General features: G+C 63.3%; 14 protein-coding genes. 1 reads left to right on the top strand and 13 read right to left on the bottom strand.

Annotated elements, in window-relative coordinates; all coding sequences use genetic code 11:
• Positions 1–154: 154 nt before the first annotated feature.
• Positions 155–1,066, top strand: a complete 912-nt coding sequence (locus QCE63_RS16640) for a LysR family transcriptional regulator (protein WP_309834491.1) — start codon at positions 155–157, stop codon at positions 1,064–1,066.
• On the opposite strand, the gene QCE63_RS16635 is transcribed toward QCE63_RS16640, so the two are convergent.
• The 13 genes from QCE63_RS16635 to QCE63_RS16575 all read right to left on the bottom strand — a co-directional run bounded on the left by QCE63_RS16635 (position 1,057) and on the right by QCE63_RS16575 (position 14,187).
• Positions 1,057–1,980: an SMP-30/gluconolactonase/LRE family protein gene (locus tag QCE63_RS16635; protein ID WP_309834490.1), complete on the bottom strand. Its 924-nt coding sequence runs from the start codon at positions 1,978–1,980 to the stop codon at positions 1,057–1,059. The genes QCE63_RS16640 and QCE63_RS16635 overlap by 10 nt on opposite strands.
• Before the next feature lie 15 nt (positions 1,981–1,995).
• Positions 1,996–2,988 (bottom strand): ABC transporter substrate-binding protein, encoded by a 993-nt coding sequence (locus tag QCE63_RS16630; RefSeq protein WP_309834489.1) that lies wholly within the window; start codon positions 2,986–2,988, stop codon positions 1,996–1,998.
• 84 nt (positions 2,989–3,072) lie between these two features.
• Complete coding sequence (locus QCE63_RS16625; RefSeq protein ID WP_309834487.1) at positions 3,073–3,915, bottom strand: fumarylacetoacetate hydrolase family protein; 843 nt, start codon at positions 3,913–3,915, stop codon at positions 3,073–3,075.
• 22 nt (positions 3,916–3,937) lie between these two features.
• Entirely contained in the window at positions 3,938–4,693 is a 756-nt protein-coding gene (locus QCE63_RS16620) for an SDR family NAD(P)-dependent oxidoreductase (protein ID WP_309834486.1), read from the bottom strand.
• Positions 4,694–4,735: 42 nt separating this feature from the next.
• Positions 4,736–5,542 carry an ABC transporter permease gene (locus QCE63_RS16615; RefSeq protein ID WP_309834484.1) on the bottom strand — a complete coding sequence of 269 codons (807 nt, stop codon included), beginning with the start codon at positions 5,540–5,542 and terminating at the stop codon, positions 4,736–4,738.
• The gene (locus tag QCE63_RS16610) at positions 5,523–6,377 is read right to left on the bottom strand and encodes an ABC transporter ATP-binding protein (RefSeq protein WP_309834483.1); all 855 of its coding nucleotides are present in this window, start codon (positions 6,375–6,377) and stop codon (positions 5,523–5,525) included. Before QCE63_RS16610 ends, QCE63_RS16615 begins: the two co-directional genes overlap by 20 nt.
• Positions 6,374–7,399 (bottom strand): ABC transporter substrate-binding protein, encoded by a 1,026-nt coding sequence (locus QCE63_RS16605; RefSeq protein ID WP_309834482.1) that lies wholly within the window; start codon positions 7,397–7,399, stop codon positions 6,374–6,376. The genes QCE63_RS16610 and QCE63_RS16605 overlap by 4 nt, the downstream gene beginning before the upstream one ends.
• Positions 7,400–7,502: 103 nt before the next feature.
• A complete protein-coding gene (leuB, locus tag QCE63_RS16600; protein ID WP_309834481.1) occupies positions 7,503–8,582 on the bottom strand; it encodes a 3-isopropylmalate dehydrogenase in 1,080 nt (359 codons plus the stop codon).
• Between the two features lie 37 nt (positions 8,583–8,619).
• Positions 8,620–9,216 (bottom strand): 3-isopropylmalate dehydratase small subunit, encoded by a 597-nt coding sequence (gene leuD, locus QCE63_RS16595; protein WP_309834480.1) that lies wholly within the window; start codon positions 9,214–9,216, stop codon positions 8,620–8,622.
• A 2-nt stretch (positions 9,217–9,218) separates the two neighbouring features.
• Positions 9,219–10,649 (bottom strand): 3-isopropylmalate dehydratase large subunit, encoded by a 1,431-nt coding sequence (leuC, locus tag QCE63_RS16590; protein WP_309834479.1) that lies wholly within the window; start codon positions 10,647–10,649, stop codon positions 9,219–9,221.
• A 284-nt stretch (positions 10,650–10,933) separates the two neighbouring features.
• Positions 10,934–12,247 carry an MFS transporter gene (locus QCE63_RS16585; RefSeq protein WP_309834478.1) on the bottom strand — a complete coding sequence of 438 codons (1,314 nt, stop codon included), beginning with the start codon at positions 12,245–12,247 and terminating at the stop codon, positions 10,934–10,936.
• Complete coding sequence (locus QCE63_RS16580; RefSeq protein WP_309834477.1) at positions 12,244–12,762, bottom strand: GAF domain-containing protein; 519 nt, start codon at positions 12,760–12,762, stop codon at positions 12,244–12,246. Before QCE63_RS16580 ends, QCE63_RS16585 begins: the two co-directional genes overlap by 4 nt.
• Before the next feature lie 27 nt (positions 12,763–12,789).
• Positions 12,790–14,187 (bottom strand): MFS transporter, encoded by a 1,398-nt coding sequence (locus QCE63_RS16575; protein WP_309834475.1) that lies wholly within the window; start codon positions 14,185–14,187, stop codon positions 12,790–12,792.
• Between the last annotated feature and the right edge of the window lie 2 nt (positions 14,188–14,189).

The following is a 14,189-nucleotide window of genomic DNA, read 5'->3' as shown; positions in this document are numbered from 1 at the left end:
CCGTCAACTCATGCCGCGACGGTCTCCCGCTGCACGAAGGTCGCAGGCAATCCCGTCCGGACGATGACCGCCAATTGACTTGCAGTTGACTCCGTGGCTATGCTCGCTTCATATGAAAGCATCGCGGCTATAGATCGCGTTCCCGGAGACACCGTTGCGTTTCGACCTTCAATCGCTGAAGCTTTTCGTCGCCGTCTGCGAGCACGGCAGCATTGCGCGTGCAGCGGAATTCGAGAACATTGCGGCGTCGGCGCTCAGCAAACGCATGTCGCAACTCGAGGACATCCTTAAAACAGCCTTGTTCGTGCGCAGCAACAAGGGGCTGGAACTGACAGTCGCGGCCGCGGCGCTGCTGCAACATGCCCGCACGCTTCTGCTCGACATCCAGCACATGGAGAGCGAACTGCTCGACCATGCGGAAGGCGTGCGCGGCCAGATCCGGCTGCATGCCAGCCTCTCGACCATCGTTCAATACATCGCCAAGGATATCCGCGTCTTTCTGGACCAACATCCGGCGCTGCGCATCGACCTGCAAGAGAGCCTGAGCCCTGCCGTCGTGCGCGCCGTGTCCGAAAACACGGCCGACATTGGCGTATTCGGCGGTACTACCGTCACTGCCGGACTGCAGGTTCATCCCTATCGAAGCGACCGGCTGGTGGTCATCATGCCGCCCGATCATCCACTCAGCCGCGCCGGCCGCGTCAAGTTCCGCGAGGTGGCTCAATACCCGCTCGTCGGGCCCCAGGAAGGAAGCTATCTGAATTCACTGGTGTTGCGCGCGGCGGCGGACCTCGATCATCCGCTCAAGCTGTCGATTCGCGTCAACGGCTTCGAGCCGGTGCGCAGCATGGTTGAAGCGCGCCTGGGCGTGGGCCTCGTGCCCGAGCATCACGCCGAACGCTACGTCAGCTCGGCGCCGCTGGTGGCCGTGCGGCTGGACGAACCCTGGGCCGAGCGGCATTGGAAAATCTGCGTGCGCGAGGCCGAATCCCTTCCCGCACCTGTGCAACTTTTTCTGACGCACTTGCTCGCGAGCGCGCAGCAGCAGGCTGGCCATCACGAATAGGCAAGCTTCAACCCGGCTTGCGGCCACAACAGCGCACCCAGACGCCCGGTGCCGGACATCGTGACATAGGCGGTCTTCATATCCGGGCCGCCAAAACAGATGTTCGTCACCATGCCGTCCGGCACCATGACTTGCCGCATCACCTCGCCAGACGGCACGACCACGGTGATGCAACCCGTGACGAGCGTCGCCACGCAGATGTTTCCTTCCCCATCCACCGCCAGGCTATCGAATCGCTGGTAGCCGGGCAGTCCGCACACCAGACGTCCGCCGTGTGGCGATGGATAGGGATGCTTGCGCGCCCTCCCCGGCTCCTCCAGATCGAACGCCCACAAGCGCGCCGTTTCGGTTTCCGCGACATAGACGACGCGGTCGTCCGGCGAGAGTCCCACGCCGTTCGCGGTGGTCAGCGGATAGGCGACTTCGACGATCGCCGAGCCGTCGGCGCGCGCATAGTACAAGCCTGCATGATCGCGATCGCGCAGCCGGTTCTTGCCGAAATCAGAGAAGTAAAAACCGCCCGCGTGATCGAACACGATGTCGTTGGGCCCGCACAGCGGGTGCTCGCCACAGCGGTCATAGAGCGTGGTGAGCGAGCCGGTACGCGGGTCGAAGCGTTCGATCCGGCCGCTCGTATAGCTCGGATGTATACCGGCGCGGGTACGATTGAGACCGGCAACGGTGCGAAACAGAAATCCTCCGTTGTTGCAGACGTAGAAGGCGCCATCCGGCCCGACGGCCAGACCATTCGGCCCGCCGCCTGTGTGCGCGAGCACGCTCACCGCACCGTCGGCGGATACGCGGCTGATGGTCTCGCGCTCGATCTCGACCAGCACGACCGATCCGTCGGACATCGCCACCGGTCCTTCCGGAAACCTCAGGCCTTCTGCCAGGATGCGGATCTCGCTTTCCATGCTCGTCTCCTCAGTTCAGCGCTTGCCGGCATGCTCGACGAAACGATTGTCGTAAGTCGCCTTGAGGTCGATCGGGGCCCGGCCGATGTCCGGATCGAAGGCAGTCAGGACATCGTGGACCGTGCGCGCTGCAGCGTCCGTCATCAGGCCGTCCCGCGAGATACAGCTTTGCATGTTGGCATAGGCCCGGGCGAACACGTCCTTGTCGGCGAGCGCATATTGCGGCGGGACGGCGGCGGCGACCTGCTCCGGCGTGGCCTGCGCCATCCAGCGCTCTGCCTCGAGAATGGCATTCGTGACGGCCTGGACCGTGTTCGGATACTTGACGAGAAAATCCCTCGTCGTGTACATGGCGGCTTCCGGATAGTCGCCGCCCAGGGTGGCGCGCGTGCCGGCCGGGTCCCGCATCACGGCAAGCGGAAACAGGTCGCCGCTGCCCTGCAGAACGGTGGCGACGGGGTCGTTGCTCATCAAGGCGTCGATCTGTCCGCTGCGCGCTGCGGCAATGGCGCCGGCGGACGAGCCCACGCCGATGATCGACACGTCGCCTGGCTTGACGCCGGACTTGCTCAGCAGGTAGTTCACGCCCATATGGAAACTCGAGCCGGGCGAACTCACGCCGATGCGCATGCCCTTGAGGTCAGCATACGATTTGACCCTGCCGTGGCTTGCGCGCGTCGTGCCAAAGACCCAGCCGGGACATGAGGCCAGCGTGACGAAGGACACCAGCTTCTGACCTTTGGCCGCCATGGTGATCGTATTGGAGTACGCCCCCGCAACGATGTCGGCGCTTCCGCCCAACAAGGCCTGCAATGCCTTCGCGCCGCCGCTGAACACGCCGATCTCGACATCCAGGCCGGCCTGTTTGAAGTATCCCCGGCTGTCCGCAATCACGAACGGCAAGTAAGGGAAGCCAACGCCTGCCGCAGCCAGATGAAGCCTGGGCTTCTCCGGAACAGGCGCGGTGCTGGCGGCCGATGCATTCGAGACGAACGCCCAAGCGGCCATGCAGATAAGAACTCGACGACGAAGCGCTGTCACAGCGGCTCTTCTCCCTTGAATGCCCGTTGCGGAACCATGGCCTGAAGCGTTTCAGCCCTGCACGACGTTCTGACGCTGCTGACCGAGTCCCTCGATACCCAGTGTCACGACATCGCCGTGCTTCAGATACGCCGGCGGCTTTTGCCCCATGCCGACGCCAGGCGGTGTTCCCGTCGAGATGATGTCGCCGGGCTGCAGCGACATGAACTGCGACAGGTAAGACACGAGGTAACGCACGCCATACACCATGGTGGCCGTACTGCCGTTCTGATAGCGATGACCATTGACCTCAAGCCACATCGGCAACGACTGCGGGTCGGGCACTTCGTCCGCGCTCACGAGCCATGGACCGGTCGGGCCGAAGGTATCGGCCGATTTGCCCTTGGTCCATTGCCCCTGGCGCTCTGCCTGAAATGCACGCTCGGACACATCGTTGATGATGCAGTAGCCCGCGACATGGTTCATGGCATCCGCTTCACTGACGTACTTGGCGGTCTTGCCGATCACCACGCCCAACTCCACTTCCCAGTCTGTCTTCAACGAATTGCGCGGAATCTCGATCGTGTCGTCCGGGCCGACGATCGCGCTGGTCGCCTTCATGAAGACGATGGGCTCCGGCGGGACCGTCGCGCCGGTTTCCGCCGCGTGATCCGAATAATTCAGACCGATGCAGATGAACTTGCCTGTTCCACTCACGCAGGCGCCCAGCCGCGGCGTGCCTGCCACGCGCGGCAGCGACGCGATATCCAACGCCCTTAGCCGCGACAGGCTATCGGGTAGCAGAACATCGCCCGCAATATCGGCGACATGCTGCGACAAGTCTCGAATGCTTCCCTCGGCATCGAGGAGGCCTGGCTTCTCCTGGCCCGGCAAACCGTAACGCAACAGCTTCATGGTTGAATGCTCGCTTCGATGTTCAATAGGTGGCGCGTCCGCCCGAGAGGTCGAAGACTGCTCCGGTGGTGAAGGAGTTCTCCTCGCTGACAAGCCAGGCAATCATGGCGGCGGCTTCATTGAGTTCGAGGAAGCGGCCACGCGGAATCTTTCCCAACATGTACTCGATATGCTCCGGCGCCTGCTCCATCGCGCCCGGCGTGCGCGCGACGGCAGGCGTCACGCAGTTGACCGCGATGTCGTGACGCGCCAGCTCCTTTCCCAGCGATTTGGTCATGGCGATGACCGCTGCCTTGGCCGAGCTATAGGCCGCGGCATTCGGATTGCCTTCCTTCCCGGCGACCGACGCAAGATTGACGATGCGCCCATAGTTCTGGCGGATCATCTCCGGCACCACAGCACGGCAGCAATGAAACGTCCCGTTGACGTCGATATCCATCACCTGTTTCCAGACATCGACCGGATAGTCGATCAAAGGCGCGTTCGGACCGACAATGGCCGCGTTGTTGACGAGGATATCGATGCGCCCCATGCGTTCGAGCGTGCCCGCGACAGCCGCCTGAACGTTCGCATGGTCGGCGATATCGACGCGTTCAACATGAACGTCGTAGTCCGCCAGTTGCGTGCGAGCCTGCTCCAGGCCGGCAGGGTTGACATCCCATATCACCAGCCTGGCGCCCGATTCGAGCAGCCTGCGGCCCACTTCCAGACCAATGCCTTGCGCGCCGCCTGTCACGACCGCCACGCGGTTCGTCAGATTGATTTGGTTCGTCTGCAATTGAGTTCCTCAAGATTAAAACGGCTCTTCCATGGACGCCGCTCAGGCGCTTGCAGCAACGGTTTGCCCGGCGACAGGACGCCAGCGCAGCAGATAGTCTTCGATCATCGAAACAGCCGTATCGAGCACCAAGGCGAACACCGTCAGCACCAGAATGCCGGCGATCACCGAGTTGATATCGAACACACCTTCGGCCAGCAGAATCAGATAACCAACGCCTTTCTCGGAACCGAGGTATTCGCCCACCACGCTGCCGACAAACGCGATGCCGATGGCGTTATGCAAGCTGGAGAACACCCAGCTCGTCGCCGAGGGCAGATACACGTGCCTCATCAGTTGACGTGAGTTCGCGCCCAGCATCCGGCTGTTGGACAACACGGTCGGACTCACCTCGCGAACCCCTTGAAACACATTGAAGAAGACCACGAAGAAGACCAGCGTCACGCCCAGCGCGACCTTCGACCAGATTCCAAGGCCGAACCAGAGTGCAAAGATCGGCGCGAAAATCAGTCGCGGCATCGAGTTCATTGCCTTGATGAACGGATCGCATACCACGGCGAGAAACGGGCTGAGTGCCAGCCATAGGCCGCAGCCCAGTCCCAGCACCGTGCCGATGGCAAACGCCAGCAAGGTCTCGAGCAGGGTCGTGTACAGGTGAGTGAACACGGAACCCGTGACGAACCATTCCACGATTCGCCGCGCCACGCCCACCGGATCGCCGAAGAAGAATGACGACAGCCACTTCTGGTCAGTCCCGAGCCACCACAGGAACAGGACGCCGAAGAGGATCGACAGCCGGGTCACCAGGACGGTGAATCGATTGTTTGGCTCAAACTCGATTGCGCGCATAGCTTTTCAGGACCTCGCCTCGAAGCACGTCCCAGATCTGGGTGTGCAGTTGAAGAAAACGCTGCGTCATCCGGATCTCCGACATTTCCCGCGGCCGCTCGAGGTCGATCTCGAACTCGGCAATCGGTCGCGTACCCGGTCCCGCCGACAGCACGATGACCCGGTCGGACAGCGAGATCGCTTCCTCCAGATCGTGAGTCACGAACATGACGGACTTGCGATCGTTCGACCACAGGCGCAGCAGCTCGTTTTCCATCAGGTGGCGGGTCTGGATATCGAGTGCGCTGAACGGCTCGTCCATCAGAATGATGCGGGGATCGAGCGCCAGCGCTTGCGCGAGTCCGGCGCGCTTGCGCATCCCGCCGGACATCTGGTGCGGGTATTTCTTCCCGTGCCCATGCAGGCCTACGCGTTCGAGCCAGCCCCGGGCGACGTCCAGGGCCTTGTCACGCGGCATGCCGCGAAAGATCAGTCCGATAGCGATGTTTTCTTCGGCCGTCTTCCATGGCATCAGCGCGTCGACCTGGAACAGATAGGCCGCCTGGGTGTTCAGGCCGTGCGTCAGCTGCTTGCCGAACACGCTCAGACTGCCCGACGAGGGCCGGGTCAGGCCGGCGGCCACATTCAGCAAGGTCGATTTGCCGCACCCCGTGGGCCCGACGATGGACACGAACTCGCCGTCGCCGATCGTCAGGTTGCCCTCGGAAACGGCGGTATAGGTCTGCGCCTTTTTGCCGTTGCCCGCGAAGGTGCAGGTGACATTGTCGAAGCGCAGCGCTTCACGTACCGGGGCGCGTCCGCTTTGCAGCGGAATGCTGTACGCAGCGGTGCTCACGGCTGAACCTCCGCTGCCTTCTGCACGAACCGGTTGTCATAGGTCGTGGCGAGATCGATCTTGGCTGCGGCAACCGCCGGGTCGAATGCGGCCAGTACCTGATGCACGGTCTCCGCGCCCTTCGGGGTGATCTCTCCGTTCTGCGCGATGCAACGGCGGCTGTTCGTGAAGGCTTCGGCATACAACGCCTTGTTGTCGCCTAGATATTGCGGCGGAACGTTGTCCGCCACTTGCTGCGGCGTGGCCTTGGCGATCCACTTCTCCGCCCGCACGATCGCATTGGCGACTGCCTGCACCGTCTTGGGATTCTTGTCGATGAAGTCCTTCGTCGCGAACACGCTCGACTCCGGATAGTCCGGACCGAATACCTTCACGTTGCCGTCGGCCGTGCGCATGTTCTCGAGCGGTCTCAGGCTGCCGTCCTTCGTCAGGATCGTCGCGCTCGGGTCATTGACGATCAGTGCATCGATCTGGCCCGCCTGCATGGCCGCCACCGCGCCGGCCGCCTGTCCTACGCCGATGATCGATACGTCGGAAGGCTGCAGCCCCGCCTTGTGCAAGATGTAGTTCACTGCCATATGCGTGCTGGAACCCGGTGCGCTCACGCCGATTCGCATGCCCTTCAAATCCTTGGGCGACTTGACATCGGTCTGATGTTTCTGTGAGACGCCGAAGATCCAGCCCGGGCAGATGACTTGCGCGGCCACCACGACCAGATGTTGCCCTTTCGTGGCCATGGTGATCGTGTTCGAATAGGCGCCCGCTACCATGTCGGAGCTGCCCCCCAGCAAGGCCTCGAGCGTCTTCGAGCCTCCGGAGAACGCGGCGATCGTGACGTCCAGCCCTTCGTCCTTGAAGTAACCGCGCTGCTTGGCGACGAGCATGGGAAGATAGGTGATGCCCGTGGACGCCGCAGCAATGTGCAATTCCGGTTTTTCCGGCACGTCCTTGGCCACGGCGGCAGGCGATGCACAGACGATTTCCAGCGCGGCGAACAAGGCAACGGCAAGCTTCAGCTTCATGGTTGTCTCCTCCCTTTCCGGGAATGTGGGTACGAACGACTGCCTGGGAAGGACCGGCATCACGCGCCCGCTACGTGCAAGCGATGCCGGCCGACCCTCGGCGTCATCCGCCCTGAACGACGTCTTTTCGCAATGCTTCCACCACCGCGTCGCCCATGTCCCGGGTGCCGACGCGTCGAGTCCCTTCCTGTTGTATGTCCGCGGTGCGATAGCCGGCGGCCAGCACCGTGCGCACGGCCTTTTCGACGCGCCCGGCAGCGTCATCCATTTCGAAGCTTTCGCGCAGCATCATCGCTAGCGACAAGATCGCGGCGAGCGGATTGGCGACATCCTTGCCCGCAATGTCCGGCGCCGAGCCGTGTACCGGTTCGTACAGCCCTTTGCGGCCATGGCCGAGCGAAGCCGAGGGCAGCATGCCGATCGATCCGGTCAACATGGCTGCGGCGTCGGACAGAATATCGCCGAACAGATTGCCCGTAACGATCACGTCGAACGCCTTGGGCCGGCGCATCAGCATCATGGCCGCCGCGTCCACGAAGAGATGGCTCAGTTCGACATCCGGATAGTCGCGCCCGACGCGCGTGACCGTTTCGCGCCACACCTGGCTTGCCTCCAGCACGTTGGCCTTGTCCACCGAGCAGAGCTTGCGGTGACGACGCCGCGCGGCCCCAAAGGCCGCATGGGCAACGCGCTCCACTTCCGACTCCGAATAGCGCATCGTATTGAAACCCACGCGCTCGCCGGCAGCGTTCGTTTCGAAGCCGCGCGGTTGACCGAAGTAGGCGTCGCCATTCAATTCACGCACGATCACGATATCCAGCCCGTCCACCACCTCCGGCCGCAGCGTCGATGCACCGATCAGTTCGGGAAACATATAGGCCGGGCGGAAGTTCGCGTACAAGGTGAGCGCTTCACGCAATTGCAGCAGGCCGGTTCCGGGGCGACGATCACGGGGAATCCCGGCCTCGTCGGCCACCCCGACCGCGCCGAACAGAATGGCGTCGGCCTTGCGCGCCAGGTCGAGCGTGGCGGGCGGGAGCGGCACGCCATGCGCCTGAATCCCGGCCTCGCCGACGGGCGCCTCGTGAAGCTCGGCGTGCGGCGCCACGACCTTCAACACCTTGAGCGCCTGTGCGACGACTTCCGGACCGATACCATCACCGGGCATGACTGCAATCTTCATCTGAACTCCTCCAGCGTTGTTTGGGAAAGTCGCGCCTTCAGAACGCGTCGGCACGGTTGCGTTCGAATGCATCGATACGGTCTTGATGGGACAGCGTGAAATCGATCTCGTCCATGCCCTGCAGCAGGCACGCCTTCGCGAAGGGCTCCAGTTCGAATCCATGCGCAGCGCCATCGGGCAAGGTCACGGTCTGTGCAGGCACATCGATTGAAATACGGCGAGCGGTCTCGATGGAGAGGCGCTCGAGCAGAGGCAGGACGATCTGCTCCGGCAGTACGATCGGAAGCAGCCCGTTCTTCAGGCAGTTGATGAAAAAGATATCGCCGAAGCTCGGCGCAATGACCGCCCGAATGCCGTAGTCATACAAGGCCCAGACCGCATGCTCACGCGATGAACCGCAACCGAAGTTGTGATTCGCGACGAGGATGCGCGCGTCGCGAAACGACGGCTGGTTCAGCACGAATTCAGGTCGAGTCATGCCATCCGGGCGGAAGCGGTGTTCACGAAACAGGAACTGGCCGAAATCGTCGGAGCGCGGCTTTTGCAGGAATCGCGCGGGCAGTATCTGGTCCGTATCGCAATTGATGGCGACGATCGGCGCGGCGAGCGCGTCGAAGTGAATCAGGCTTTCCATCTTCATGCTCCCAGAAGGCGGCGCACATCGATCAGACTTCCCGTGACGGCAGCAGCGGCCGCCATGGCCGGACTCATCAAATGCGTGCGGACCCCCGGGCCCTGACGCCCCACGAAATTCCGGTTCGAGGTCGACGCGCAACGCTGCCCTGGCGCGGCAATATCGCCGTTGGTCGCCAGGCACATTGAACAGCCGGGGAAACGCCACTGGAAGCCGGCTTCCTTGAACAGGCGGTCGAGCCCTTCCGCTTCGGCTTGCGCCCGCACCTCATGCGAACCCGGCACTACCCAGGCCTCGACGCCCGATGCGACGTGGCGGCCGCGCGCCACCTCCGCCGCGCTGCGCAGATCCTCGATGCGCCCGTTGGTGCACGAGCCGATGAAAACCCTGTCGATCGCCACGCCCTCCAGCGCCGCGTGCGGCGGCAAGCCCATGTAATCGAGTGCCTTCGACATGGCCGCGCGTAAATCCGGGTCGGGCTGCAACGCGGGGTCGGGGGCGCGTCCGTCGATGCCGCATGCATATTCAGGCGTGGTGCCCCAGGTCACCATGGGGGCGATGCCGGCCACGTCGAGATGCACTTCGCGGTCAAAGGTCGCGTCGGCGTCAGTGACGAGGGTTCGCCACTGCTGCACCGCGCGATCCCACTGATCACCCGTCGGCGCGTAGGGACGCCCGGCGAGGTACGCGAAGGTCGTCTCATCCGGCGCGATCATGCCTGCGCGCCCGCCCGCTTCGATCGTCATGTTGCAGAGCGTCAACCGGCCTTCCATCGACATCCCGGCGATCGCGGACCCCGCGTACTCGATGACGTGACCCACGGCGCCCGCCACGCCGATTCGCGCGATCACGGCGAGAATCAGGTCCTTGGCGGAAACGCCTGGACCCGGCGTGCCATCCAGGGTGACGCGCATATTGTTCGATTTGCGCTGCCACAGGCACTGCGTCGCGAGCACGTGGGTCACCTCCGTCGCACCGATGCCGAACGCGAGCGCGCCCAGCGCTCCGTGGGTCGAGGTATGGCTGTCGGCGCAGACGACGGTCATGCCGGGCAGGCTCAAGCCCTGCTCAGGCCCGACCACGTGGACGATGCCGCGTCGGGGATCGTTCACGTCGAACAGGGTGATGGTGGATTCGGCGGCATCGCGCTGCAAGGCCTGGATCATCGCGCGGCGCTCTGGGTCGGCGACGGCCGAGATGTCGTTGGCGACGCTCGACACGTAGTGGTCCGCCGTGCCGAAGATGCGCTCAGGCGAGCGTGGTTTGAGTCCGCGCTGACGCAACAGGTCAAAGGACTGCGCGGTGACGTCGTGAATGAAATGCCGGTCGATGAACAACAGGTCCTGTCCGTCGTCGCGCGACATGACGCGGTGACGGTCCCAGATCTTGTCGTAGAGCGTGCGCGGACCACCCGCTGCCGGTTCGAGTTGCATGGCTTTGTCTCACTCCGTCAATGCGCCGTTCGCGAAGACACGCCTTCGTGCGGCGATCAAAATAGTGAGAGCATCATGCGCCAGACGTACCGCGTTGTACGTGCTTTTTCGGAAGGGCACCATCGTCAAGCGCGATGCTGGATGCAGCAACGCGGGGAGTGCCGATGACACGGGGGGCGCGAAGTCATCACCGCCTGGTCAGGCAAGAAGTGGCATGACAGGCCTTGGTGGATGTCGGCAGCTTCCCCTGCTTGCGACAGCGGCGGGAACGATGGTCAAGCGCTTCAGCGCTTCGCCGGTTGAACCAGATCGAGTGACCGTCCGTCGGTCAACGGTTCGTCCTGATCCCGCGGCGCCATGTCGGCGGGATCGCGCGCGCTCGTATCGTAAAGCCGGTCGGGAATGAACAGCGAGCACACGCCGCTCAGAAAGAAGACCGCGCCCACCAGCAGAAAACCCATGCCGAACGAGAATTGGGTCGCGACATAACCGATCAGGACCGGCGCCGCGCCCGAGCAGAAGCGCCCGACGTTATACGAGCCGCCTACCGCCGTCCCGCGAATGCGCGTGGCGAAGCTCTCGGACATGAACGCGCCCATCGTGCCGAGCGGCACGCCGTACAGGAAGCCGAAGAACAGCATCAGGACCATGATGTTCTCGCGCGTGTGGAAAAAGATGATCACGGGCAGAAACAACGCCGCACCGATGCAGCCGATCACATACATGCCGCGCCGGCTCCAGACATCGCCGAGCCAGCCCGCGAAGATCTTGCCGATGAACGCCACCACATAGGTGCCGATCATGTAGCCGGCCATCGAGCTGAAGCGCACATGCAGTTCCTTCTCCAGATACGTCGGCAGCCAGTTGTTGAGGCCGTAGAAGCCCGACAGCGCGAAGACGGATGCGAGCGCCCAGAGGACAAACATCTTGCGTGCTTCGCGATCCGAGAAGATCAGGGCGTAGCGGTTCTCGCGCCACGTCCGGCGTTCACGCGGGGCGTCTTGCATGGACATGCTCGCGCGCCAGCCGGGCGGCTCGGGAACGAACCAGTGAATCGCCAGGGCCAACAAGACGGGGATCGTCGCGACGTAGAACAGCATGCGCCAGCCGTAGTGAGGCAAGATCCAGTTGCTCAGCGCGATGACGACGATATACCCCGCCGACACCCCCGTTTGCAGCATGCCGAGTATCAACGAGCGGCGCTCGGTCGGCACATACTCCGCAACCAGCGTGCTCACCAGCACCATGCAGCCGATGCCCAGCGAACTGACAAAGCGCACCGCTGCGAACTGCCAGAAGCTGTGTGTGAACCCGAGCAGTCCCGCGCCGAGCGAGAACAGCGCGAGCGCCCACACCACCACGCGCACGCGGCCAAGCGTGTCGCTGGCCCAACCGCCGAGTATGCCGCCCACGGCCATGCCGACCAGCGTCAAACTGCCGAGCGCGCCCGCCTCGACGTTGCTCAGGCCGAATTCACTCTTGATGCGCGTGAGCGTGAGGCCATACATCATCACGTCTGCGCCGTCCACCAGCAGCGCAAGATAGCCGAGCACGAAAACCACCAGCCAGCGGCGTCGGTCCAGCGTTGCGCCGTTCATGCGCGCGAGTCCTCTTGCGCACATTGCGCGGCATGCGCGATCAGTGCAGGCGCAAGGAACGCGCCGAGCAGCAGGCCCGCGTCTTCGTGATCGCGCGTGTACCAATGTTCGACATGCGTGAGGTTCATCGTGCCCACGCACACGCCGTCGTAGGCAATAGGAATATTGAGGATCGAGCCCAGGCCCATGTCGGCCATCACGGAATGATCATCGAAGGCGCTGCGGATGTCCTGCGCGGTTTCGCCGCGAAAAGGCCTCAATTCATGGAGCACCCGCGTCGCCCACGCCGTGCCTTGCTTCTTCTTGCGGCCGCCGGCAGGATAGACGTCAGGCATATTGGTATGCAGGCGTTGCACTTCGTGGCGGCTTGCGTCGTAAGCCATGATCGTAAGCAGACGGAAGCCGATGGTTTCAGCGGCGACCGCCTCCATCGCTTCGAACAGCGTGTGCGGTTGAGCGGGCTCGCGCATGGCGAGCGCGAGGCGTTGCAGATCTTGTGACTGAACAGAGCGCATGAGGATGAGGTCTTTTAAAGGAGCTGACTAGCCGCGCGCGAGACGTTCTCGCGCCTCGCTGTCCACGTCGCCGTTGATCTCGATGTCTTCGAGCGACCGGTTGCGCGTTTCGATGCCCAGAAAGAACACGACACATGCGCCCGCGAGCAGCACCGCCGTGGTCATTGCGAATACGCCGAAGAAGCCGAACGCGGGATACACGATGCCGACCAGAATCGGCGCGCTGACCGACCCGATACGCCCGAACGACGACGACGACCCCGTGCCGGTGGTCCGGACCGAAGTCGGGAAGATCTCCGGCGTATAGGCGTACACGCCCGCGAACGCGCCGTTCATGAAGAACGACAGCGCGATGCCCGCCGCGATGATCTGCGGCCCGGTATGCGACAGCGAAAGCATGATGGCCGCGATGCCGCCCAGCGTCATGTAGGACGCGACCACGCCCTTGCGGCCGATCTTTTCGTTGAGCCACGCCGCCGAGAAGTAGCCCGGTATCTGGGCGCCGTAGATGGCGATGGAGAAGCCGAAGCTCTTCGTCATCGTGAGTCCTTCCTTGACGAGCAGGCTGGGAATCCACGAGAAGAACGAGTAATACGCGAAGGCCACCGCGAACCACATGAGCCAGCTCACGGCGGTGGTGCCCGCAAGACGCTTCGACCAGAGCGACTTCACGTTGCGCCAGGCGTTGCCGCTGCTCGTCGCGGCGGTGGGAATCGCGCCGACCGACGCGAGCGGCGCGAGCGGAATCCCACGCTGCGCATACCAGGCTTCGATGCCATCGACAACGCTGCCGGCCTCGGCTGTGCGGCCCTGGCTTTCCATCCAGCGCGGCGATTCGGGCAGCGTGCGCCGCCACCACAGCAGCATCACCACGGGCAGCGAGGTGATGACAGCGAGATAACGCCAGCCGTCCGGAAAATTGCGCACGACGGTATAGCCGAGAATCGACGAGGTGAGATAACCGAACGACATGAAACCGACCAGCGCGCCGCAGAACATGCCGCGATAGCGGCGCGGCACGAACTCCGCAAGGAACGGTGCGATCACCACCGTCTCGGCGCCCGAACCAAAGCCCGCGACAATGCGCAGCGCGAAGAACGTATGCCAGTCCTGGGCGGTGGCGCTCGCGAGCGAGGCCACGCAATAGATGGCGAGCGCGCTCATCATGATCCGGCGGCGGCCAATCACATCCGCTAGCACGCCCGACAAAAACGCGCCGAAGAAGTAGCCAATGTAGGTGCTGCTCGCGACCAGCCCGGTCTGCGCGCTGGTCAGATTCCACAGCTTGCTGACGACGGGAAGCAGAAACGCGAGCGACGACGAATCGAGTCCGTCGAACAGATAACCCATGCCGCCGATGATCAGGAGCTTGCGGTGAAAGCCGGATAAAGGCAGCCGTTCGAGGCGGGCGGCGACAGCGGACATGA

Source organism: Caballeronia sp. LZ065 (assembly GCF_031450975.1).
Taxonomy (GTDB): Bacteria; Pseudomonadota; Gammaproteobacteria; order Burkholderiales; family Burkholderiaceae; genus Caballeronia.
This window is presented reverse-complemented; position numbering and strand designations above follow the sequence as displayed.